This is a genomic window from Amycolatopsis bullii, from assembly GCF_014654205.1.
GTDB classification, from domain to species: Bacteria; Actinomycetota; Actinomycetes; order Mycobacteriales; family Pseudonocardiaceae; genus Amycolatopsis; species Amycolatopsis plumensis.
This window is the reverse complement of record NZ_BNAW01000022.1, coordinates 1-22,784: the sequence shown is the minus strand read 5'-3', so window position 1 is coordinate 22,784 and position 22,784 is coordinate 1. Positions and strand designations below refer to the sequence as shown.

The following is a 22,784-nucleotide window of genomic DNA, read 5'->3' as shown; positions in this document are numbered from 1 at the left end:
CCCAAAACCAGCCTTTCCGGACATTCAGGTGAACGTTCGGTGTACTGGCGCTGGTCAGAATTCTTCGCCGACGAGCACCGCTTCCTGCGGCAGGGTGTGCGGGTCGGCCTTCTTCTCCCGCAGCGAGAGCAGCGCGCCGGCGATGACGCACAGCACGGCCGAGGCGAGGAACGGCGCCTGCGGCGACCCGAACCACTCGGCGACGTGCCCGACGAGCGTCGCGGCGACCGCGCCACCGAGCCAGCGGCAGAAGTTGTAGCCCGCGCTGGCGACCGGGCGCGGCGCGTCGCTGATCGCCATCGCGGTGCCGGTGAACAGCGTGTTCAGCAGGCCGGACACCAGCCCGGAGACGATGATCCCGGCGACCAGCACCGGCTTGCTCGGCACGGCGAGGACCAGCATCAGCACGGCATACCCGAAGACGGCGGCCGCGGCGGCGTGCCGCTCGCCGAGCCGGGCGGCCAGCCGCGGCGCGAGGGCGACCCCGGCGACGGCGACGCACAGACCCCAGCCGCAGAACACCAGGCCGACGGCGATCGCGCTCCAGCCGAGGACGAACGGCGACCAGGCGAGCACCGCGAAGAACGCGGCGGTGTACAGCGCCGAGGCGACGGAGGTGCGCAGCAAGCCCCTGTGCTTCAGCGCGCGCAGCGGGTCGAGCAGCTTGACCGGCGCTCGGCGTTCGTGCTTGTCGCTGTCGAGGAAGACCGCGCACAGCACCAGTGCGCCGGCCATCAGGATCGCGGTGCCGAGGAACGGGCCGCGCCACGAGATGCTGCCGAGCAGCGCGCCCAGCAGCGGGCCGACCGACAGGCCGACGCCGAGGGCGGCCTCGTAGAGCAGGATCGCGCCGGACTGGCCGCCGGTCGCGGCGCCGACGATCACCGAAAGCGCCGTCGCGATGAAGAACGCGTTGCCCAGGCCCCAGACCGCACGCAGCCCGACCAGCTGCTCGATCGACCCGGCGGCCGCGCAGAGGGCGGTGGCGGCGACGATCAGCGTCAGCCCCACCAGCACGGTGCGCTTCGCGCCGAAGCGGGCGCTCGCCGCGCCGGTGAGCAGCATCGCGACGACCTGGACGCCGAGGTAGGACGAGAAGAGCAGGGTGACCTGGGACGGCGTCGCGTCCAGGCCCTTGGCGATGGACAGCAGGATCGGGTCGACCAGGCCGATCCCCATGAAGGCGATGACCGCGGCGAACGCGGTGATCCACACCTGCTTGGGCTGGCCCTTGACCGCGTCCAGCAGGCTCGAGTGGTGTTCAGCGCTCATCGCTGATCAGTTCCTCCTTCTTGGTGTCGACGAGCAATTTGGCGAGAGCGGGCAGGGCGGCCTCGATCGCAGCGCGGTCGGCGTCGTCCATCGCGATGAGCCGCTCGCGGAGGAACTCCTCGCGAGCCGTCACCAGTTCGGCGTAAAACCGGAGGCCCTCGTCGGTGACTTCGACCAGCACGGCCCGGCCGTCGGCGGGGTCCGGGCGGCGGGTCGCGAGACCGAGCCGTTCGAGCCTGCCGACGACGTCGGTCATCGACGGCAGCTTCACCCGTTCGAACTCGGCCAGCGCGGACATCCGCCGCGGACCGCCGTTGACCAGCTCACTCAGCACCGAACCCTGGGTGAGGGTCAGCGTCAGCTGCGGGGTCTGGCGGCGCACCTGGTGGTAGAGCCGGAAGACCAGCGGCCGCAGCCGGTGGGCGAGATCGGTGATCGCGGAAGTCACTTAGCCAGGCTAACAAAAATTAGTAAGGGTAGCTAAGTAAGTCCGCTCACAGGCTAGGCTCGGGTCATGGACGCGGTGATCTTCGACCTCGACGGCGTACTGGTCGACTCCGAGCGGATCTGGGACGAAGTGCGGCGCGCGGTCGTCGCCGAGCACGGCGGCACCTGGCGCGAGGAGGCCACGCGCGCCTTGCAGGGGATGAGCACCCCGGAGTGGGCCCGCTACCTGGTGGAGGAACTGGGCGCGCGGTCTACGCCGGCCGAGATCGCGACCCTGGTGGTCAAGCGGATGGCCGCCCGGTACGCCGCCGAGCCGCCGTTGATCCCGGGCGCGGTCGAGGTCGTGCGGCAGGTGTCGAACCGGTGGCCGGTGGCGATCGCGAGTTCGTCGCCGGTGATCCTGATCAAGGGCTTCCTCGACGTCACCGGCCTGCCGGTGGGCGCGGCGGTGTCGTCGGAGCAGGTCGGCGCGGGGAAGCCGGCGCCGGACGTGTACCTGCGGGCGGCCGAGCTGCTGGGCGTGGCGCCCGGGCAGTGCGCGGCCGTGGAGGACACGACGAACGGGCTGCGGTCCGCGCTGGCTGCCGGGATGGCGGTGTACGCGGTGCCGAACCCGCACTTCCCGCCGGACCCCGAGGTGCTGAAGCAGGCGACCGCGGTGGTGGAGAAGATCACCGACTTGCCGGGTGCACTTCCTGGACGGGGTTGACCTCGAAGCGGACCGGCGGTGACCCGGGCTTGACGTCGGCGAGGAACACCTGGCCCCCGCCCACCGCGGCGACCGCTCGGGCCTGGCTGAGGTCACCCGCGGCGTCGTAGAGGCGCAGCACGTGCACCGTCCAGTCGGCGAGGAAGACCGCCTTGCCCTCGGGCAGCGGCCCCCCGTTCTTGCCGACGTACCCGGCGCTCACCGGAGATCCCGACACGGGAACGCACGACGGCGACTCGATGCCGAAGTTCGAGTCCGTCCCGCCGTGGGTGGTTCCCTGAGGCAGCGCCTCGATGCAGAACACGGGCCGTCCCCCGGTGTCGAGGCCTTGGTAGGCGTACGAGGTCCAGGTGTGCGTTTGCCCCGCGAAGTCGGTGAGCGCCTTCGGCTCGCCCGGGGAGCTCAAGGTCGGCGCGATCAGGGGCTTCGCGAGCACCAGCTCCTGTCCCGGCTGCGCCGCGGGCCGCGACGGCGGGGGCTGAGCCGTGTTCAGCTCGGTGGCCAGGAGCACGCTGGTCAGCACCACCAGCACCGCGGCCAGCGGCGCGGCCCACACCGCGGTCCGCCTGCGCCGCGGCGGCCGCTGCTGCCGGCGCTGCTGTTCGGCCCAGGCCGCGTCGAGGTTGGGCGTGACCTCCCCGGCCTGCTCCCGCAGCGTCTCGGCCAGCTTGCGTTCGAGGTCGGTCATCGCTCACCTCCCAGGTCGTCCCCCAGGTGCTTGCGCAGATTCTCCATCGCGTGGTGCGTCGTCGCCTTGACCGTGCCCGCGGAGATGCCCAGGGTCTCCGCGATGGCCGCCGTACTGAGGTCCAGCCAGTACCGCAGCACCAGCACCTCGCGCTGGCGCCGGGACAGCCGCCCCAGCACCGCGCGCAGCCGCTGGTGCTCCCAGTTCGCCACCGCCCTGACCTCGGCCGACACCTCGTCGGGCGGCCGCTCCGGCGGGGTCCGCCGGACGACGCGCAGGTGCCGGGTCCGCGACCGCGACATGTTCACCACGGTCGTCCGCAGGTAGCCGGCCACGCGCGTGTGGTCGGTCAGGGAGTCCCAGCGCTGGTGGAGCTTGACGAAGGCCTCCTGGGCGATGTTCTCCGCGTCGTCCGCGCCGAGCAGGTGGGCCAGCCGGGTCATCTGGCCGAAGTACTCGCGGAACAGGTCGTGGAAGGTCGGCGCGCCCAGGTCCCCCGGCGCGCTTTCGCCCACGCTCGCACTCACACCCCGCCAACGCCCACCCCGCCCCACCGGTTTAGTGCACCACGCGAAGAAGGCCGCCACCAGCGGTGACGGCCTTCTCCTCAGCGGAGGATCAGCGCTCGACCTCGCCGCGGATGAACTTCTCGACGGCGTCGCGGGCGGTCGCGTCGTCGTACTGCTCCGGCGGCGACTTCATGAAGTAGGAGGACGCCGACAGGATCGGGCCGCCGATGCCGCGGTCGAGCGCGATCTTCGCGGCGCGCACGGCGTCGATGATGATGCCCGCCGAGTTCGGCGAGTCCCACACCTCGAGCTTGTACTCCAGGTTCAGCGGCACGTCGCCGAACGCGCGGCCCTCGAGCCGGACGTAGGCCCACTTGCGGTCGTCGAGCCACTGCACGTAGTCCGACGGTCCGATGTGGACGTTGCCCTTGCCGAGGTCGCGGTCGACCTGCGACGTCACGGACTGGGTCTTCGAGATCTTCTTCGACTCGAGCCGCTCCAGCTCCTTCATGTTCAGGAAGTCCATGTTCCCGCCCACGTTGAGCTGCATCGTCCGGTCGAGCTGGACGCCGCGGTCCTCGAACAGCTTGGCCAGCACGCGGTGCGTGATGGTGGCGCCGACCTGCGACTTGATGTCGTCGCCGACGATCGGGACGCCGGCGTCGGTGAACTTCTGCGCCCACTCGGGGTCGGAGGCGATGAACACCGGCAGCGCGTTGACGAACGCCACGCCGGCGTCGATCGCGGCCTGGGCGTAGAACTTGTCGGCCACCTCGGAGCCCACCGGCAGGTACGACACGAGCACGTCGGCCTGTGCCTCGCGCAGCGCGGCGACGACGTCGACCGGGGTCTCGTCGGACTCCTCGATCGTCTCGCGGTAGAAGCGGCCGAGGCCGTCGTGGGTGTGACCGCGCTGGACGGTGACGCCGAGCGGCGGCACGTCGGCGATCTTGATCGTGTTGTTCTCGGAGGCGAAGATCGCCTCGGACAGGTCGCGGCTGACCTTCTTGGCGTCCACGTCGAACGCGGCGACGAACTCGATGTCGCGGACGTGGTAGCCGCCGAAGTCGACGTGCATCAGACCGGGGACGCGGGTGGCCGGGTCCGCGTCGCGGTAGTACTGGACACCCTGGACCAGCGACGCCGCGCAGTTGCCGACGCCCACGATGGCCACCCGTACGCGGCGGTTCTCGCCCATGGGGGTTTCTCCTTCAATCCGTCTGTTCAGTAGGTCTGGTGCCGCGACGCTGCGGCCCGTCCGGCCGGCTCGGGTCTGGCTGACCCTGCCGCTCGGCTTGTTCGTGCGCGATCAGCTCGTTGAGCCAGCGCACCTCCCGCTCGCTGGTCTCCAGCCCCAGCCGGTGCAGCTCGCGGGTGTAGCGATCGATCTTCTCCTCGGCCCTGGCCAGCGCCGCCCGCATGCCCTCGCGGCGTTCTTCGACGCGGCGGCGGCGGCCCTCGAGGATCCGCATCCGCACGTCGGCCGGGGTCCGCGAGAAGAAGGCCAGGTGGACGCCGAAACCTTCGTCGTCCCAGGTCTGCGGCCCGGCGTCGCCGAGCAGCTCACCGAAGCGCTCCTTGCCCTCCGCGGTGAGCTTGTAGACCCGCCGTCCGCGCCGCGACCACGCCCGGTCGTCGGCCTCGTCCAGCTCCTCGACCAGGTACCCGGCCCGCAGCAGCTTCCGCAGGGTCGGGTACAGCGAGCCGTACGAGAACGTCCGGAACGTGCCGAGCGTCTCGTGCAGCCGCTTGCGCAGCACGTACCCGTGCATGGGCGCTTCGTGCAGAAGACCGAGGATCGCGAACTCCAGCACACCGCACCCCCTTCCGGGAACAAACCGAGACCACCCGCGTTGCTCCGAACGAGCGCCTCGATCCAACCTACTCAGCCACTATATCGCCCCGATACATCGAAGTGGCGAAGCTAACCTCCACCTCCTCCGCGGTGCGGGCGAAATTCACCGGAGAGTTATCGAACGTCCGGCGTGTCCGCCCCGGTCCCGGGCCTGGTGGCGCTAGGGGGCGTGGACGTCACAGGAAGAGCCCGTACTCTGTCCTCGTGATTAACCAGCGGCAGGTCGTGGACTTCGCGCTGCAGCGCCGTGCGCTGCTGGCCGAAGTCCGCTCCGGGCGCGTCGGCAGCTACGAAGCCTGTGACGCGAGCCCGTACCTGTTGCGGGCGGCGAAGTTCCACGGCCGGGACGGTGATCAGCCCTGCCCGATCTGCCGCCAGGAGCCGCTGACCCTGGTGTCCTGGGTCTACGGCGACGAACTCAAGCACGTCGCGGGCTCGGCCAGGACACCCGAAGAGCTGGCCAGGATGGCCGGCTCGTTCGCCGAGTTCACCGTGTACGACGTCGAAGTGTGCCGGGCGTGCCACTGGAACCACTTGGTGCGGTCATACGTCCTGGGCACAGGGGAACCGGCGGGTCCGCGAAGGACCGCGGGCCGGTGAGCCACCGTACGACCATCGCAACACGCAGGTCAGTGCCCCTGCGGGTACTGATCCGGGAGGCCCTTCCGTGACCGACGACAACCGTTCCTGGCCGAACCAGGAGCCAGACGCACCCCGCCGTGCCCAGTGGCCGGGTGAAGACGCGGGCCCCGCGTGGCCCGGTGAGTCGCCGCGGCGCGCCACCCCGCCTCGCGGCAACGCCGGGCCGTCGTGGCCCGCGGGCGACGAAGGCGGCCAGCAGTGGCCCGGTGAGCAGCCACGACGACCGCAGGCCCCCCGCGGTCAGGGCGGCGCGGCCGGACGGCGTCAGCCGCCCCCACCCGGCGGCCGCCGTCCCGGTGGTCCCCCCGGCTCGCCGCCGCAGGGCTTCCGGCAGCCGCCCCCCGGCGGGCGCCGTCCGGAGCCGGAACCGGAACGTGAGCCGGATCTCATCACCCACCACGCGCACAACGGGACCGAAGACAGCTACGACCCGTACGACGACGACCGGCGGTTCGACGAGTTCGCCGACGACGTCGAACCCCAGCAGGAGCTCGACGAGAAGGGCCGCCCGGTCCTCTCCCCGGAGCAGCGGAAGAAGCGCCGCTGGAAGATCATCCGGCGGGTCGCCTACGCGTGCGTCGGCGTCTTCTTCGTCGTCCCGGCGATCGCGTTCGTGATCACCTACTTCATGGTCGACGTGCCCACGGCGGAGAGCGTCGCGGCCCTGCAGAGCCAGCCGATCACCTACTACTACGCCGACGGCAAGACGGAGATGGGGAAGGAAGTACCCAAGAGCGGCAACCGCCAGCTGCTCAAGCCGGGTGAGATCCCCGACGTCGTCAAGCACGCCGTGTACTCGGCCGAAGACGCGACGTTCGAGACCAACTCCGGCTTCGACGTCATCGGCATCCTCCGCGCGGTGTTCAACCAGGCCACCGGCGGGCAGGGCGGTGGGTCGACCATCTCCCAGCAGTACATCAAGAAGGCCACCGAGAACGACGCCCCGACGCTGACCCGCAAGTGGACCGAGCTGGCCAAGTCGTTCAAGATGAACAACCAGCAGTCCAAAGAAGAGATCATCACCGGCTACCTGAACATCGTCTACTTCGGCCGCGGCGCGAACGGCATCCAGGCCGCCGCGAAGTCCTTCTTCAACAAGGACGCCAAGGACCTCAACGCGTCGGAAGCCGCGCTGCTGGCGGGCCTGATCCAGGGACCGAGCAAATCGGAGAACCAGGATTACGCCCAGCGGCGGTGGACGTACGTGATGGACCAGATGGTGGCCAACAAGTGGCTGCGCGCCGACGAACGCGCGGCCGCGCAGTTCCCGACGCCGATCCCGAAGAACTCCAACAAGGAGCAGAACTCGGGCAAGATGACCTACCAGCTCCAGCAGCGGATCAAGGAAGAGCTGGGCGCGAAGGGCTACGACGAGACCAAGCTGTTCGCCACCGGAGCCAAGATCTACACCACGATCGATCCGGCCGCGCAGGACGCCGCGGACCAGGCCGTCCAGCAGGGCATGAAGGGCCAGACGGACGACAAGCTGCTGGCCGCGCTCGTCGCCGTGGACCCGAAGACCGGCGGGATCCTCGCCTACAACTACGGCCCGGAAACCGTGAAGGACAAGAACGGGCAGGACCAGATCGGCCAGGACCGGGCGAACCAGGCCCGCAACCCGGGCTCGTCGATGAAGCCGTTCGACCTGACCGGGTTCCTCAAGATGGGCGGCGGCCTCGGCGACACCTTCGACGGCTCGGACAACCGCAAGTTCCCCGGGGTCGCCAAGCCGGTCCGCAACGCGGGCGAGAACGAAAGCTGCGGTCCGCAGTGCACGGTCGCGCGGGCGATGGAGATTTCGGCGAACACCGTGTTCTACGACATGGTGTTCAACAAGGTGAAGCCGAAGGGGGTCGTGACGGCGGCGAAGCAGGCCGGTGTCCGGACGACCGACGAAGGTGGCACCGCCACCCTGTTCGACGGAGACAACAACATCTCGCTCGGCGGTGGTAGGACCCAGGTGGCCCCCAGGGACATGGCTGCGGCGTACGCGTCGTTCGCCAGCGGCGGCGTCTACCACGAGCAGCACTTCGTCTCGAAGCTGACGAACGCCCAGGACGAGGTGGAGTTCGACGAGAACAACATCAAGTCCAACCCGGCGTTCGACGACGACGCGGCGAAGAGCCAGCAGATCGCCGGCAACGTCACCGAAGCGCTGAAGCCGGTCATCGAGCACTCGAACCTGAAGTGCCCGCCCGGCCACGAGTGCGCCGGCAAGACCGGTACGCAGCAGTACGCGCCCAAGGAGGGCGACCCCGCCTCGTACAACAACCTCAACGCCCAGACCTGGATGGTGGGCTACACCCCGTCGGTGTCCGCGGCGGTGTGGGTCGGCGGCGACGGCAACCTGCCGCTGCACGACTCGAAGAACAAGCCGATCTTCGGTTCCACGATCGCCGGTCCGACCTGGCAGAACTTCCTCAACCTCTACCTCAAGGGCAAGCCGGCGGAGAAGTTCGACAAGGTCGCGCCGATGGGCAAGGACGTCAACGAAGTGACCACGACGCCGTCGAAGCCCTCGGAGACGCCGACGCCGACGGAGACGCCGACCTCGACGCCGACCGAGACGCCCACGGAGACGCCGACCGAGACCGAAAGCTCGTCGTCCCGCTCACGCGTCCCCCGGCCGCCGGGCGGGACCACCCCGTCGCTGCCCGGCGGCGGTGACGCGCTCGGCAGACCACCCGGCCAGGAAAACGAATGACCGCCAGGCCCCGCACTGTTCGCAGTGCGGGGCCTCGCTTTTTCCGAACCACAGGCTTTCCTGAACCACAGCCGTCCGTGGTCCGTGTGGAGTGTCGAGGGGCCTGCGCCCGCAGCCCACCGGCGTACCGAGGACGGCCCGTGTACACCGACCGAAATCGCTCGAGGTCCGGCCGCCGGCCGGTTCCGCGTGGTCGCTACCAGCCACGCCGGCCTCTCCCGCGGCCGGCCGAACCGGACGACACCGCCACCGAAGTCACCCCGAACCCCGTGGCGGACCGGCGCAGACACCGCTGGAAGACGGTGCGCCGGGTGCTGTACGTCCTGTCCGGCCTGTTCTTCCTCGTGCCCGCGGTCGCCTTCGTGATCACGTACTTCGCCGTCGACGTGCCTTCGCCGGACACGGTCGCGCAGTCGCAGGGCCAGGCGGTCACCTACCTCTACGCCGACGGCACCGAGATGGGCAAGGACGTCCCCACCGGCGGGAACCGGCAGATCCTGAGCCCGGCCCAGATCCCCGACGTCGTCAAGAAGGCCGTGATCGCCACCGAGGACGCGTCCTTCGAGACCAACTCCGGCTTCGACCTGTCCGGCATCGCGCGGGCCGCCTACAACCAGGTCACCGGCGGGTCCGGCGGCGGCTCGACGATTTCGCAGCAGTACATCAAGAACGCCTCCGGTGACGACGCACCGACGTTGACGCGCAAGTGGGTCGAGCTCGCGAAGTCGTTCAAGATGAACCAGACCTACGAGAAGGCGGACATCATCACCGCCTACCTCAACATCATCTACTTCGGCCGCGGCGCGTACGGCATCCAAGCCGCCGCGCAGGCGTACTTCGGCAAGGACGCCGCCCAGCTGGACTACTCCGAGGCCGCGCTGCTCGCCGGGCTGATCCAGCAGCCGGGCCGGTCGGAGAACGCGACGGTCGCCCGCGACCGGTGGGGCACGGCCCTGGACCGCATGCAGCGCAACGGGTACCTCACCGCGGCCGACCGGAAGGCGGCGAAGTTCCCGACGCCGGTGCCGCTCGTCGAATCGCGGCAGGGCACCAAGCTCAACCCGTTCGTCAAGAAGCAGGTCAAGGCCGAGCTGGCCGCGGCGGGGATCCCCGAGGACAGGTACTACTCGGGCGGGTTCCAGGTGTTCACGACGATCGACTCGAAGGCGCAGGAAGCCGCCGAGAAGGCGGTGGCCGAGGGCATGTCCGGGCAGACCGACGACCGCATCCTCGACGCGCTGGTCGCCGTCGACCCGAAGACCGGCGGCGTGCTCGCCTACTACGGCGGCGCGCCGATCGTGAAGGGGCCGAACGGCGAGGACCAGGCCGGGCGGGACTGGGCGGACGAAGCGCACAACCCCGGGTCGTCGATGAAGCCGTTCGACCTCACGGCGTTCCTCAAGGGCGGCCGCGGGCTGAACGCGGTCTTCGACGGCCGCTCGCCGCGGACGTTCCCCGACGTGCCGCTGCCGGTGCGCAACGCCGGCACCAGCAGCAGCTGCTCCGAGCAGTGCACGGTGGCCGAGGCGATGCAGCGGTCCACCAACACCGTCTTCTACGACATGGTGCTGAACGTGACCAAGCCGGGCGGGGTGGCCGAAGCCGCGCAGGAGGCGGGCATCCGCACGAAGGACACCGGCGGCCGCAGCGTGCTGTTCACCGGGGACAACAACATCTCCATCGGCGGCGGGCAGACCGCGGTCACGCCGGCGGACATGGCCGCGGCGTACGCGACCTTCGCCGCCGGCGGCGTCCAGCACGGCCGCCACTTCGTGCAGAAGGTGACGAACTCCCAGGGCGAAACCGCCTACGAGGCCGACACGCGCGCGACGGACGCGTTCGCGGACAACGACCGCGGCAAGAGCAGGCAGATCGCCGGGAACGTGACCGCCGCGCTCGCCCCGGTGATCCCGTTCTCGCGGCTGACCTGCCCACCCGGCCACGAGTGCGCCGGCAAGACCGGCACCCAGCAGCACACGCCCGGCGACGACGAACCCGCGTCCGCGGCGAACACGAACTCCCAGACCTGGATGGTGGGCTACACGCCCTCGGTGTCCGCCGCGGTCTGGGTGGGCGGCGACGGCGACAAGGACCTGCGCGGCCCGAGCGGCCAGCCGCTGACGCCGTCGCTCATGGCGGGCCCGGTGTGGCAGCGGTTCATGCAGCTCTACCTGGCCGGGAAACCGGCCGAGCGCTTCGACCGGGTCCAGGCGATCACCTCGCCGCAGGACGACCAGCTGCAGTTCCAGCTCCAGCAGCAGCAACAACAGCAGCAGTTCCAGCAACAACAGCAACAGCAGCAGGAACAGCGCTTCACGATCGGCCGCGGTGGCAACCAGGACCAGCAGCAGCAACAGCAGCAGAACCGCGTGCGGCGCGACGGCCGGGGTCCCGGCCGCGGCAACGGGAACGACACCGGCCAGGCGAACTTCGGCCCGTGACCGGCGCGGGCCGAGCGGGGGAGGTGGCCGTGACCTCGGAGCTGGGGGTCACCGAGGTCACGGCCGGTCAGGGGGTCAGAAGGCGACCACGGTGCCTTCGACGCCGGAGCGGTGGGCCGCCTCGATGACGCGCAGGGCCTCGACCGAGGACGCCGGGTCCACCGGGAACTCGCCTTCGCCACGCAGGGCGTCGCGCACCTCGGCGTAGAACTGCTCGTAGCGGCCGACCTCGGTGGGCACGGTCTCGATCTCCGGGCCGACGCCGAGCTTCCCGGCGTCGGACGCCGGCTCGGTGCCCCAGCCGGCGTCGCCGGGCCGCAGGCCCGCCTTGATCTGCGGTTCCTGCACGTCGAGGCCGTACTTGGTGAACGTCGCCCGGTCGCCGAGCACCCGGAACCGCGGGTTCTGCGTGCCCGCCAGCGCGGTGGCCCACAGGTGCGAGCGGACGCCGTTCGCGTGGTGCAGCGCGACGAAGACGTCGTCGTCGACCTGGACGCCGGCCCGGCGGCGGTCGGTCTCCGCGTAGACCCGGGTGACCGGGCCGAACAGCTGCAGCGCCTGGTCGACGATGTGCGCGCCGAGGTCGTAGAGCAGACCGCCGGCCTCGGCCGGGTCGCCGAACTCGCGCCAGTTGTCCTTGGGCTTCGGCACCCAGCGGTCGTAGCGGGACTCGAAGCGGAACACCTCGCCGAGGCGCCCGGACTCGAGGACCTTCCGCACGGTGAGGAAGTCGGAGTCGAGCCGCCGGTTCTGGAAGACCGTCAGGCCGACACCCGCCGCCTTCGCCGCGTCGAGGACCCGCTGGGCCTCGGCGGCGGTCGGCGCGAACGGCTTGTCGACGACCACCGGCAGGCCGGCTTCGATCGCCCGGAGCGCGAGCGGCACGTGCGTGCGGTTCGGCGTGCTGACCACGACGAGGTCGAGGTCGCCCGCCCGCTCGAACAACGCGTCGGCGTCCGGCACGACCTCCGCGCCCGGGTGGTCGATGCGCGCTTGCGCGGCGCTGCCCGACGTCGTGATCACCGCCGGGGTGAGCCCGGGCGTCGCCGCCACCAGGGGCGCGTGGAAGACGCGGCCCCCGATGCCGTACCCGAGGATGCCCACGCGCAAGTCGTCCGCCATGCCGCTATTAAACCCCGTCGCTTTTTAAAAACACAACAGCGTTGCCTAACTGACCGGACGTGCGAAGATCTCGTCCATGGCGGAGACCGGGGTGAACCTGCGCGACGTGCGCGAGCACAACCGTGTCCTGCTGCTCTCGCACATCCTGCGCGCCGACGGCCTCAGCCGGGTGGAGCTCGCCGAACGCACCGGGCTGACCCAGCAGGCCGTCTCCAAGATCGTGCCGGAACTCCTCGACACCGGCCTGCTGGACGAGCAGCGCCTGCCCTCCGCCGGCGTGGGCAAACCCCGCACGGCACTGCGCATCCGGGCGGGCGCCAGGCACGCGCTCGGCGCGCGCCTCGACCGCGACGAGTACCGCGTGCTGCGCACCAACCTCGTCGGCGAGGTCGAGGAGTCGGCCGGTGGCCCGCTGCCGCGCGGCTTCACGCCCGCGCAGGCCGTCGAGGCGATCGGGGCCACCGCGCTCCAGCTCGCCGACGGCTTCGACGTCGTCGGCCTCGGCCTCGGCGCGGTCGGCCCGCTGGACCACCACGCCGGCCTGGTCCGCGACGCGACGAACATGCCCGGCTGGCACGACGTGCCCCTGCGCGACCTGCTCGAACAGCGCACCGGGCTGCCGGTGACGCTCGACAAGAACACCAACGCCGCCGCGTTCGCCCGGCTCTGGCCGCACGGCGAGCCGACCGCGACCGCGGTGGTGCTCGTGGGCACCGGCATCGGCGTCGGCCTGCTCATCGACGGGCGGCTCTACCGCGGCCCCCGGACCAACGCGGGTGAGTTCGGGCACACCACGATCGCCTTCGACGGGCCGCGCTGCGCCTGCGGGCGGCGCGGCTGCGTCGAGATCATGGCCAAGCGGGCAACGGGCACCCGGGAGGCCGCCGGCTTCCTCGGCATCGGGCTGGCCGACCTCGTGCAGGTGCTCGACCTGGAGCGGATCGTGCTGGCCGGGCGGGCGGTCCGCGACGAGCCGGACGTCCACCGCGAAGCCGTCTCGGAACGGCTCGAGGAGCTGCTGCCGCTGCCGCACTGGCAGCGCATCGAGGTCGTCGAAGACGGCTCCGGCGAGGAAATCGTCACCCGCGGCGCGGCCGCGGAAGTCCTGGCCTCGTACTACGCGAATCCGGCATGATCACCGGCTTCACCACCGCGCACCCCGATCACCGATACGATCCGCCTCGTGCCAGAGGAGACCACGCGGGAGCCGGAACCCGGCCCGGTGACGCTGACCAGGGCGGAACGGGTCGTCCCCAGCTGGAACGAGCCACTGGCCGCGGCGGTCACCAGGCCACTCGGCGGCCCGCTCGGTGAGCACGCGGCGGTCGGCAGGCACTGGTTCTGGTCGCCCCAGCGCGTCGGGCTGCTGCTGGCCACGCTGGCGCTGATGCTGTGCTGGTTCGGCAAGGGCTCGTGCATCCAGCAGTACCAGGACGCCAACGGGAACACCCAGCTGGACTGGCGCGCGGGCCGCCCGTTCGTCGCGATGTGCTACTCCGACATCGTCCCGCTCTACGGCTCCGAGCGGCTCGACCGGCCGGGCACCTTCCCGTACTACACGTCGTGGAAGGAGAGCTCGCAGACCGCCGAGGACAACACCCGGTACATGGAGTACCCGGTGCTCACCGGCCTCTTCCAGTGGGCCAACGCGAAGCTCGCGGCGGGCTGGCTGAACGTCGCCGAGTCCGGCTGGCTCCCCGGCGCCCTGCCGGTGGCGGTCTACTTCGACCTCACGGCGTTCTTCCTGGCGGTCGCGTGGCTGGTCACCGTGTGGGCGACCGGCCGGACGGTGAGACGCCGTCCGTGGGACATGGTCCTGGTGGCGATCTCACCGCTGGTGCTGGTGCACGCCTTCACCAACTTCGACGCGCTCGCGACCGCGTTCACCGCGACCGGGCTGCTCGCCTGGGCACGCAAGCGCCCGCTGCTCGCCGGCGTCCTGCTCGGGCTGGGCGCGACGGCGAAGCTCTACCCGCTCTTCCTGCTCGGCGTGCTGTTCTTCCTCTGCCTGCGCGCCGGGAAGCTGACGCCGTTCTGGAAGACCGCGGCCGCCACCGTCGTGACGTGGCTGGCGGTGAACGCGCCGTTTATCCTCACCGCGCCCCGCGGCTGGTGGGAGTTCTTCCGGATGAGCACCCTGCGGCCGATGGACCCGGACTCGCTGTACAACGTCTTCTCGTACACCACCGGCTGGGCCGGGTTCGACGGCGTGCTGCAGAAGAACCAGACGCCGACGTACCTGAACATCACGGTGGCCGTGCTGTTCCTGACCTGCTGCGCCGGGATCGCCTACCTCGCGCTCGCCGCGCCCCGGCGTCCGCGCGTCGGCCAGCTCGCGTTCCTCGTGGTGGCCGCGTTCCTGCTGACGAACAAGGTGTGGAGCCCGCAGTACTCGCTGTGGCTCGTCCCGCTGGCGGTGCTGGCCATCCCGCGCTGGCGGCTGCTGCTCGGCTGGATGCTGATCGACGCCGTCGTCTGGGTGCCGCGGATGTTCTACTACCTCGGCGTCGACCACAAGGGCCTGCCCGAGGGCTGGTTCCTCGGCACGGTCGTGGTCCGCGACCTCGCCGTCATCGGGCTGTGCGTGCTGGTGGTCCGGGAGATCTACCGCCCGGCCACCGACCTGGTGCGGATGGACGGCGAAGACGACCCCGCCGGCGGCTTCCTCGACGGCGCCCGGGACGTGATCATCCCGAACGCCACCCGGCGCCGCCGGAAGGCCGTCGCCGCCGACCCCGTCGGCTAACCCAGCTGTTCCCGCAGGTAGGCGATGTCGGCGGCCTGGCCGTCGGCCGGCGTCTCGACGACGACCGGGGCACCGGCCTCGCGGGCGACGGCGACCAGCAGCTCGGGATCGATCGTCCCGTCGCCCTGCACGACGTTGGCGTGCCGGTCACGGGTGGAGCCGAACTCGTCGCGGGAGTTGTTGAGGTGCACCAGGTCGATCCGGCCGGTGATGGCCTTGACCTTCTCCACCGCGGTGGCCAGGTCCCAGCCCGCGGCGAACGCGTGGCAGGTGTCCAGGCAGAACCCGGCGCCGAACTCGCCGACCTTGTCCCACAACCGGGCGATGACGTCGAGGTCGCGGGTCATCGCGTTCTCGCCGCCGGCGGTGTTCTCGATCAGGATCGGGACCTTGAAGCCGCCCTTCTCCTGCTCGCGCTCGAACAGCTTGCGCCAGTTGTCCAGGCCGGCCTCGGCGTCGTCGTTCGCGCCGACGTGCCCGCCGTGCACGATCAGGCCCTTCGCGCTGATCGCGGCGGCGCCGTCCGCGTGCTGCGTGACGTTCTTCCGCGACGGGATCCGGATCCGGTTGTTCAGCGAAGCCACGTTGATCAGGTACGGCGAGTGGATGAACACCTCGACCGGGTCGGCCGCGATGGCCTCGCCGTGCGGGTGCGGCTTCGGGGCCTTCCAGCCCTGCGGGTCGGAAAGGAAGAACTGGACGACGTCGGCTTTGCGCTCGGCGACCGCGGTCAACGGGTCGTCGTCACGGACATGGGCGCCAATCAGCATGCCGAGAACGGTACTCCGGGGCCCTTTTCCGGCCGGTGAGCCCGGTTGGTGACGCTCGTGGAGTACCGTGAGCGCGTTCCGTGATCCAGATTGGTCCGATTGCCGGAGGGCATGATGGGGAAGCACGTCGCCCGGATCACCGCCGTGGGGTTCACGCTCGCCGCGTCGGCCGCCTTCGCGGCGCCCGCGGTCGCGGAAACCAACCCCACCCTCGGCGGGAGCTGCCCGGCCACGCTGCAGCAGGGGAGCTCGTCCGGTCTGACGCTCGACGCCGGCGCCCCGCTCAACGCCCCGAACCAGCTCACCGTGGGCCTCGACTCGAGCTCGCTGAACACGAACGGCACGGCCCCGCTGCTCAGGCTGCCGCTCGGCGACACGGTCAAGGCGCTCGGCATCGGCAAGGTGCCGCTGATCGGCGACGCCGCGGCGAAGGGCGTCTGCCCGGCCGCGCAGGCCACGGTCAACACGGTCGGCGGCCTGACGCAGGGCGTGGCCGACGACCTGCCGCCGCTGCCCCTGCCGCCGACGCCGGGCCCGAAGCCGCCGCAGCCCGTCCCGCCCGCCCCGCCCGCCCCGCCTGCCCCGCCCGGCCCGACACCGCCGAACCCGGGGCCGAACCCGCCGGGCAGCACCACCGGCCCGATCGTGACCACCTCGGGGAACGCGGGCCTGCCGGGCGACGCGATCTCGGGCATCGTCACCAACTCCGCGCTGCTGCCGGGCACCCTGGCCCAGGCGCCGGTGATCGCGCAGATCATCCCGGGCGAGCAGGTCCCGCCGCCGACCGTCGACGCCCAGAAGTCCGGCACGGCGGAGGCGCTGCCGGGGGTCACGCCGCCGGCGAAGCTGCCGATGCTGCTCGCGGTGCTGGCGCTGGCGGTCGTCGCGGCCGCGCTGGTCCGGGCCTGGATCCGCCGCAGCCCCGCCTGACGCACGGTGACACCGGCTTCCACCCGAATGCCGCACATTTCTGAACGAGCGGGCGTCACCCGGCTGCCTTAGCGTCGTTGTACTGGGAAGTAGGCGACGACACCAGGGGCGGCGAGCATGCAGGATCGGACACGGAGGGCTACGGCGGTCGGTGCGGCGGCGGTCGTTCTCGCGGGTTCCGCCGTGCTGGGCCTGCCGGGTACCGCCTCGGCGGACACGATCACGGCCAAGTGCGGCGACACGATCAGCGCCAAGCCCGGTGACACGGTCAAGGCCACCACTCCGCTGCTCGGCCTCCCGCTCAACCTCGGCGTCGTCACCGAAGGCACCAAGGTGCTGACCGGGACCATCAACGCCATCCTCGGCACGCTCTGCCAGGTCACCGTGAACGTGGTCAACACCGTCGTCTCGCCGGTGCCGGTCGTCGGCGCACCCGCGGCGAGCGCGATCAACCAGGGCGTCCAGGGCGTGACCAGCGGCACCCAGCAGGGCCTCCGCTCGCTCAGCGGTGGCGGCCAGCCCGCGCCGCAGCAGCCGGGCGGCACGGGTGGCAACCCGCAGCAGCCGCCGGCCCAGGGTGGCACCGGGGGCGCGCCGCAGCAGGGCGGCACCCCGGCGGGCACCACGCCGATCCCCGAAGCGAACAGCCCGCTGCTGCCCGGTTTCGCGAACGCCCCGATGTTCGGCGGCTTCCCGTTCACCCTCGGCACGGGTTATGCCCCGATGCGCGACTACAGCGGCATCCCGTTCGCGACGGCCGGGCTGTTCAGCCCGTCGCCGGCCATCCGGTACGGCAGCCAAATCCCGGGTTACGCCCCGCAGTATGGCCTCACCGGTCCGGATGGCGCCTCGGACGGCAATTCCGGCGTCCAGACCGCGGGCCAAGCCGAAGCGCTACCCTCTGCATCAGATGGGTTCACGAACGGGTCGAATCTGCCGCTGCTGATTGCGGTTCTCGCACTCTCCGGAGCCAGCGCGGGGCTGGTCCGAACCTGGGTGCTCCGCCGAATGGCCGCTGCGAATTGAGCCAACTGCCGAGTATCTTTCACGTATCTCGGTCGTTCATCCTGATGTTGCGTCGAACGACGCCCCCGTGATTGCTGGAGGACTGTGCTCGTGCGGAAGCTCATGACCGTCACCGCCATTGCCGCGTTCATGGCCGGGGGCGCGTTCCTCTCCGCGGGCACCGCCTCCGCCGCGACGACCCTCGTGAGCACCAGCTGCACGGGCTCGGTCACCGGGCAGATGGGCGACCTGGTCGCGATCGACGGGGCCTCGGTCAAGGCCTTGGTCACGGACGGCGCCAACAACGCCGGCACCCTGGCCATCGGCAGCTGGGCGGGCGATTCGATCGCCAAGAACCACTCGATCCCGGTGGGCCAGGTGCCCAACGCCGCGGGTGGCGAGGCGACCGGCGCCGCGATCGGCAAGGCGGTGCGCACAGCGCTGGCCAACTCCGGCACGTGGGGCCTCGGCCTCGACTGGAACAAGACGCTGAACAGCGTCGAGAGCACGGTCGCCAAGGGCTGCGGCCTCACGCTGCTCGCCGGCAACTACGTGGCGCCGAGCACCCCGGCCCAGCCGGGCGCGGGCGGCACCGGCACCCAGCAGGGCGGCACCGGCACCAGCCCCGGCGGCGCGTCGGGCAACCTCTCGAACCTGAACCCGGGCACCGCGGGCGGCACCGGCGGCAGCGCCCCGATGCGCGACTACAGCGGCATCCCGACGGCGACCGCCGGCACGGCCGTCGCCCCCGGCGTGCGCTACCCGGCGAACGGCACCCTGCCCGGTGACGCCTCCACCCCGCAGGCCGGCGTGGGTGACCAGAGCGGCCAGGGCGCGGACATCCGCGACGCGGGCAACGCGCAGTCGCTGGCCTCGAACAGCGCGCCGAACGACGTGCAGCTGCCCATGCTGATCGCGGTGATCGTGCTCGCCGGCGTGACCGCCGGGCTCGTCCGCACCTGGGTCCTGCGCCGGGCCGGCTGACCCCCGAGAAGAGACCCACTGTCCGGCCTCCTCGATGCCCCCAGGTAGCCTTACCTGGACAAACCCTCCTGCCACGGACAGTCCGTGGCCGCGAGCCCATAGGAGGTGAGTGGTTGTGTCACGCCATTACGAGGTAATGGTCATCCTGGACCCCACGCTCGACGAGCGCACGGTCGCCCCCACGCTGGACAACTTCCTCAACGTGATCCGCACTTCGGGCGGTTCCGTGGAGAAGGTCGACGTCTGGGGCCGTCGTCGCCTCTCGTACGAGATCAAGAAGCACGCCGAGGGCATCTACGCCCTGCTCGACCTGAACTCGTCCTCGGACGCGGTGAAGGAGCTGGATCGCCAGCTGTCGCTGCAGGAGACCGTGCTCCGCACCAAGGTCATGCGTCGCGAGGTCAAGCGCGCCGCGGCCAAGCCCGCCGCCAAGGCCTGAGCCGAAGGGGAATCCCGATGGCTGGAGACACCGTCATCACGGTGGTCGGCAACCTGACGTCCGACCCGGAGCTGCGCTTCACCCCGTCCGGTGCGGCGGTCGCGAACTTCACCGTCGCGTCCACGCCGCGCACCCTCGACCGGCAGTCCGGCGAGTGGAAGGACGGCGAGGCGCTGTTCCTGCGCTGCAACATCTGGCGGCAGGCGGCGGAGAACGTCGCCGAGTCCCTGACCCGCGGCGCCCGCGTCGTCGTGCAGGGCCGCCTCAAGCAGCGGTCGTTCGAGACGAAGGAAGGCGAGAAGCGCACCGTCGTCGAGCTCGAGGTCGACGAGATCGGGCCCTCGCTGCGGTACGCCACGGCCAAGGTCAACAAGGTCAGCCGCGGTGGCGGCGGTGACTTCGGCGGCGGCGGTGGCGGCGGGAACCGCGGCGGCGGTGGCGGCATGCCGGCCGACGACCCGTGGGGCTCCGCCCCGGCCGCGAGCGGCGGCGGTGGCGGCGGCTTCTCGGACGAGCCCCCCTTCTGATCTCGTACACATCCACACAGATTTGACTTTCCAGGAGTAACCAGTGGCCAAGCCACCCATTCGCAAGCCCAAGAAGAAGGTCTGCGTGTTCTGCAAGGCCGAGAAGAAGGGCCGCCCGGAACTGATCGACTACAAGGACACCAACCTGCTGCGGAAGTACATCTCCGACCGCGGCAAGATCCGGGCCCGTCGCGTCACCGGCAACTGCAGCCAGCACCAGCGTGACATCGCCATCGCGGTCAAGAACTCCCGCGAAATGGCGCTGCTGCCCTACACCTCGACCGCGCGCTAAGGGAGGGCACGGAAATGGCGAAGATCATCCTCACCACGGACGTGGCCAACCTGGGCGGCCCCGGCGACATCGTCGAGGTCAAGGACGGCTACGCGCGCAACTACCTGCTCCCGCGGGGCTACGCGATCGTGGCCTCCAAGGGCGCGGAGAAGAACGTGCGCACCATCCAGCGCGCGCAGGAGAGCCGTCGCATCCGCGACCTCGACCACGCCAAGGAGATCAAGGCGACGCTGGAGGGCCTCGGCGCCATCCAGCTCACCGGCAAGGCGGCCGAGGGCTCGAAGAAGCTCTTCGGTTCGATCACCGCCGGCGAGATCGTCGACGCGATCAAGGCGGCCGGTGGCCCGCTGCTCGACAAGCGCGTCATCGAGCTGCGCGACCACATCAAGACCGTGGGCAAGCACTCGGTCGGCGCCCGGCTGCACCCGGACGTCAAGGTCGACGTGCGGCTCGAGGTCAAAGCCGTCGCCCAGTAGGGGTCGGCACAGCAAGGCAGTACGTCGTGAGAAGGCGGGTCACCCCTGGCGGGTGGCCCGCCTTCACGCTTTCCGGGGAACCTCGGACACCGCGGCGGCGTCGGAGGAGAATGGGCGAGGACGCGAAGGGGATGGGATCGCATGGCTAACGAGGTCAACATGTCCGCGCCGGCCGGCGGTGGCGGCGGTTTCACGTTCGACGCCGACAAGATCGACGGCGTCATCAAGAAGTGGCAGGACCTGCTGGCCGACCTGAAGCGCGACTTCGACGACGCCCACCTGATGGCGAACGTGAAGGCGCCCGGCAAGGAGTTCGCGAGCGGCGACTGGGAGAAGCTCGCGAACCCGTCCGGCAAGGCGTTCCTCGAGCAGAACCAGAAGATGCAGGACTACGTCAAGAACTACATCGAGGCGCTCACCGCCGCGAAGCAGAAGATCACCACCAAGGAGTCGGACACCTACTCCGACCTTTCGAAGACGGGGAACCAGGCCACGTGAACCGACGACTCATCGCCGTTCCCGCACTGGCCTTCGCCGTGCTCGCGCTCACCGGCTGCGCCGGCAAGACGCGGGGCACCGCCAACCCGGCGCCCTCCACCGCCGAATCGGGCAGCGAGACCACCCGGTCCACCGCCGACACCGCGCCGAGGGTGCCGAGCCCGTTGAACACCGCGTCGATCACCTCGGACGCCTGCACGACGCTGACCGCGTCGGCGCGCTCCGACCTGGGGCTCGGCGAAGGGCAGCCGCGCACCACGGGCAACGGCCCGAGCTGCACGTTCCAGGAAGCCGCCGACCCGGGCAACCAGATCGACGTAACCACGGTGACGGCGAACAAGAACGGGCTGCAGGACGTCTACGACACCAGGGCGAACGACGCCTACTTCGGCGAGACCCAGGCCTACGGCTACCCGGGCGTCTACGCCGGCCCGGTGGACGCCCGCAAGAACGGCAAGTGCGGCCTGTTCGTCGCGGTGACCGACCAGCTCACCGTCAACATCCTGGTCCAGTACGACCACGGCGCCGGCGTATCGGACCCGTGCTCGGTGGCGATGAAGTTCGGCGAGTCGATGATCCGCTCCCTGGGAGGCTGAGATGCTGGAACTGGTGCTGCTGGGTGGCTTCGCCGCCTACAACCTGGCGACCACGCATTCCGACGACCACACGTCGGTGCAGGGCGATCGCAAGATCGACTGCTACGACATCTGGGAGAAGATCACCACCGGTCCCGGAGCCGGTTCCATCGAAAGCGGGCAGTCGGCGGCGAACCGGCTGAGGGGCGCCTACGCCGAACGCCTCGGCACCATCGACGCCCTGGCCAAGGAGATGGACGCGGCCTGGACCGGCGGCGGCGCCGAAGCGGCGCAGAACGCCGGCGCCCACCCCCTGCGGGTGTGGATGGAGGACTCCGGCACCAAGCTCACCGACTCCGACAAGTACCTCGGCGAACAGCACAACGCCTTCACCACGGTGCACGCGCAGGTGCAGCAGGTGCCGAAGGACCCGCCGAAGAACAACCTGCTCAACGCGGTGACGCCGTGGACGACCGACACCGACCGGGCGATCCGCGACTACAACGCCAAGGGCCAGGCCAACGTCGACGCCTTCAACACCTACTACAAGGCGAGCAACGACAACGGCCAGAAGATGCCGACGTACGCGGCGCTGCAGGGCCAGCAGGAGAACGTCAACGTCGACGGCGGCAAGGACGGCAAGAAGAAGCCGGGCGACAAGAACGGCAACGGGACCGGCGACGGCAACGGAACCGGCAACGGAACCGGGAACGGCACCGGCTCGGTGCCCGGGGTGAACATGCCGGGCCCGGGCAGCGTCCCGTCCTTCCCCGGCCAGCCGAACACCCCCGGGGGCAGCTTCGACCCGGGCAAGGTGCCGGGCTTCGACCCCTCGAAGCCGCCGTCCTTCGACCCCTCGAAGATTCCGGGCGGCACCTACGACCCGTCCAGGATCCCCGGCGTGGGCAGCTACACCCCGCCGAACTTCGGCGACGGCACCCACTCCTCGGGGTTCACCCCGCCGAAGATCCCCGGAGCCGGCGGCTTCGGGCCCGGCGGCTCGGGTGGCGCGGGCGACTTCTCCATGCCGGGCGGTGGTTTCGGGCCCGGCGGCTCGGGCGGGATCGGCGACCCGGCGGCCGGCTTCGGCCCGGGCGGCGTGGGCTTCGGGCCCGGCGGCTCGACCGGGGCGGCCATGCCCGGCGGCGGGGAC

24 protein-coding genes are annotated in these 22,784 nt (G+C 70.7%); 16 read left to right on the top strand and 8 right to left on the bottom strand.

The annotated features are described in order from the left end of the window. Nucleotides 1–54: 54 nt before the first annotated feature. Nucleotides 55–1,272 (bottom strand): MFS transporter, encoded by a 1,218-nt coding sequence (locus tag IE317_RS23570; RefSeq protein WP_191313509.1) that lies wholly within the window; start codon nt 1,270–1,272, stop codon nt 55–57. Then, on the bottom strand, nt 1,262–1,720 hold the full coding sequence (locus IE317_RS23565; protein ID WP_191313508.1) for a MarR family winged helix-turn-helix transcriptional regulator: 459 nt from the start codon (nt 1,718–1,720) through the stop codon (nt 1,262–1,264). The genes IE317_RS23570 and IE317_RS23565 overlap by 11 nt, the downstream gene beginning before the upstream one ends. A 66-nt stretch (nt 1,721–1,786) precedes the next feature. Here IE317_RS23565 and IE317_RS23560 point away from each other — a divergent pair, with 66 nt between their 5' ends. Next, nucleotides 1,787–2,428, top strand: a complete 642-nt coding sequence (locus IE317_RS23560) for an HAD family hydrolase (protein WP_191313507.1) — start codon at nt 1,787–1,789, stop codon at nt 2,426–2,428. Here IE317_RS23560 and IE317_RS23555 read toward each other — a convergent pair. The 4 genes from IE317_RS23555 to IE317_RS23540 all read right to left on the bottom strand — a co-directional run bounded on the left by IE317_RS23555 (nt 2,391) and on the right by IE317_RS23540 (nt 5,439). Continuing rightward, complete coding sequence (locus tag IE317_RS23555) at nt 2,391–3,116, bottom strand: hypothetical protein (protein ID WP_191313506.1); 726 nt, start codon at nt 3,114–3,116, stop codon at nt 2,391–2,393. The genes IE317_RS23560 and IE317_RS23555 overlap by 38 nt on opposite strands. Continuing rightward, nucleotides 3,113–3,631 carry an RNA polymerase sigma factor gene (locus tag IE317_RS23550; RefSeq protein ID WP_191313505.1) on the bottom strand — a complete coding sequence of 173 codons (519 nt, stop codon included), beginning with the start codon at nt 3,629–3,631 and terminating at the stop codon, nt 3,113–3,115. Before IE317_RS23550 ends, IE317_RS23555 begins: the two co-directional genes overlap by 4 nt. Nucleotides 3,632–3,734: 103 nt before the next feature. Further along, the gene (locus IE317_RS23545) at nt 3,735–4,823 is read right to left on the bottom strand and encodes an inositol-3-phosphate synthase (protein WP_176173909.1); all 1,089 of its coding nucleotides are present in this window, start codon (nt 4,821–4,823) and stop codon (nt 3,735–3,737) included. 13 nt (nt 4,824–4,836) lie between these two features. Beyond that, nucleotides 4,837–5,439: a PadR family transcriptional regulator gene (locus IE317_RS23540; protein ID WP_191313504.1), complete on the bottom strand. Its 603-nt coding sequence runs from the start codon at nt 5,437–5,439 to the stop codon at nt 4,837–4,839. 245 nt (nt 5,440–5,684) lie between these two features. Between IE317_RS23540 and IE317_RS23535 the strand changes: the two genes are divergently transcribed. The 3 genes from IE317_RS23535 (at nt 5,685) to IE317_RS23525 (ending at nt 11,267) form a co-directional block, all read left to right on the top strand. Continuing rightward, nucleotides 5,685–6,080: a DUF5318 domain-containing protein gene (locus IE317_RS23535; protein WP_191313503.1), complete on the top strand. Its 396-nt coding sequence runs from the start codon at nt 5,685–5,687 to the stop codon at nt 6,078–6,080. A 67-nt stretch (nt 6,081–6,147) separates the two neighbouring features. Next, a complete protein-coding gene (locus IE317_RS23530; protein ID WP_191313502.1) occupies nt 6,148–8,826 on the top strand; it encodes a transglycosylase domain-containing protein in 2,679 nt (892 codons plus the stop codon). Between the two features lie 269 nt (nt 8,827–9,095). Continuing rightward, the gene (locus IE317_RS23525; RefSeq protein ID WP_373309101.1) at nt 9,096–11,267 is read left to right on the top strand and encodes a transglycosylase domain-containing protein; all 2,172 of its coding nucleotides are present in this window, start codon (nt 9,096–9,098) and stop codon (nt 11,265–11,267) included. 75 nt (nt 11,268–11,342) lie between these two features. Here the strand turns inward: IE317_RS23525 and IE317_RS23520 are convergent, their stop codons facing one another. Continuing rightward, nucleotides 11,343–12,389: a Gfo/Idh/MocA family oxidoreductase gene (locus tag IE317_RS23520; protein WP_191313500.1), complete on the bottom strand. Its 1,047-nt coding sequence runs from the start codon at nt 12,387–12,389 to the stop codon at nt 11,343–11,345. Between the two features lie 76 nt (nt 12,390–12,465). Between IE317_RS23520 and IE317_RS23515 the strand changes: the two genes are divergently transcribed. Further along, nucleotides 12,466–13,524, top strand: coding sequence for an ROK family transcriptional regulator (locus IE317_RS23515; RefSeq protein WP_191313499.1), 1,059 nt, complete (start codon nt 12,466–12,468; stop codon nt 13,522–13,524). Between the two features lie 48 nt (nt 13,525–13,572). Continuing rightward, nucleotides 13,573–15,135 carry a glycosyltransferase family 87 protein gene (locus tag IE317_RS23510; protein WP_191313498.1) on the top strand — a complete coding sequence of 521 codons (1,563 nt, stop codon included), beginning with the start codon at nt 13,573–13,575 and terminating at the stop codon, nt 15,133–15,135. Here the strand turns inward: IE317_RS23510 and IE317_RS23505 are convergent. Next, nucleotides 15,132–15,905 (bottom strand): deoxyribonuclease IV, encoded by a 774-nt coding sequence (locus tag IE317_RS23505; RefSeq protein ID WP_191313497.1) that lies wholly within the window; start codon nt 15,903–15,905, stop codon nt 15,132–15,134. The genes IE317_RS23510 and IE317_RS23505 overlap by 4 nt on opposite strands. Before the next feature lie 111 nt (nt 15,906–16,016). Here IE317_RS23505 and IE317_RS23500 point away from each other — a divergent pair, with 111 nt between their 5' ends. From IE317_RS23500 to IE317_RS23455, 10 genes are all read left to right on the top strand, one after another. Beyond that, on the top strand, nt 16,017–16,835 hold the full coding sequence (locus IE317_RS23500) for a hypothetical protein (protein ID WP_415306548.1): 819 nt from the start codon (nt 16,017–16,019) through the stop codon (nt 16,833–16,835). A 117-nt stretch (nt 16,836–16,952) separates the two neighbouring features. Further along, nucleotides 16,953–17,861 carry a hypothetical protein gene (locus tag IE317_RS23495; RefSeq protein ID WP_191313495.1) on the top strand — a complete coding sequence of 303 codons (909 nt, stop codon included), beginning with the start codon at nt 16,953–16,955 and terminating at the stop codon, nt 17,859–17,861. Nucleotides 17,862–17,963: 102 nt separating this feature from the next. Then, nucleotides 17,964–18,824 carry a hypothetical protein gene (locus IE317_RS23490; RefSeq protein ID WP_191313601.1) on the top strand — a complete coding sequence of 287 codons (861 nt, stop codon included), beginning with the start codon at nt 17,964–17,966 and terminating at the stop codon, nt 18,822–18,824. 115 nt (nt 18,825–18,939) lie between these two features. Then, nucleotides 18,940–19,263 (top strand): 30S ribosomal protein S6, encoded by a 324-nt coding sequence (gene rpsF / locus IE317_RS23485; RefSeq protein WP_191313494.1) that lies wholly within the window; start codon nt 18,940–18,942, stop codon nt 19,261–19,263. Between the two features lie 17 nt (nt 19,264–19,280). Next, a complete protein-coding gene (locus tag IE317_RS23480; protein ID WP_191313493.1) occupies nt 19,281–19,790 on the top strand; it encodes a single-stranded DNA-binding protein in 510 nt (169 codons plus the stop codon). A 43-nt stretch (nt 19,791–19,833) separates the two neighbouring features. After that, nucleotides 19,834–20,082 carry a 30S ribosomal protein S18 gene (rpsR, locus tag IE317_RS23475; RefSeq protein ID WP_003098744.1) on the top strand — a complete coding sequence of 83 codons (249 nt, stop codon included), beginning with the start codon at nt 19,834–19,836 and terminating at the stop codon, nt 20,080–20,082. Nucleotides 20,083–20,096: 14 nt separating this feature from the next. Next, a complete protein-coding gene (gene rplI / locus IE317_RS23470; protein WP_003098743.1) occupies nt 20,097–20,558 on the top strand; it encodes a 50S ribosomal protein L9 in 462 nt (153 codons plus the stop codon). A 141-nt stretch (nt 20,559–20,699) separates the two neighbouring features. Beyond that, nucleotides 20,700–21,056: a hypothetical protein gene (locus tag IE317_RS23465; RefSeq protein ID WP_191313492.1), complete on the top strand. Its 357-nt coding sequence runs from the start codon at nt 20,700–20,702 to the stop codon at nt 21,054–21,056. Next, nucleotides 21,053–21,652 (top strand): DUF3558 domain-containing protein, encoded by a 600-nt coding sequence (locus IE317_RS23460; RefSeq protein ID WP_191313491.1) that lies wholly within the window; start codon nt 21,053–21,055, stop codon nt 21,650–21,652. The genes IE317_RS23465 and IE317_RS23460 overlap by 4 nt, the downstream gene beginning before the upstream one ends. 1 nt (nt 21,653) lies before the next feature. Then, nucleotides 21,654–22,784: hypothetical protein (locus tag IE317_RS23455; protein WP_191313490.1), on the top strand; the 1,131-nt coding region annotated here is incomplete at its 3' end.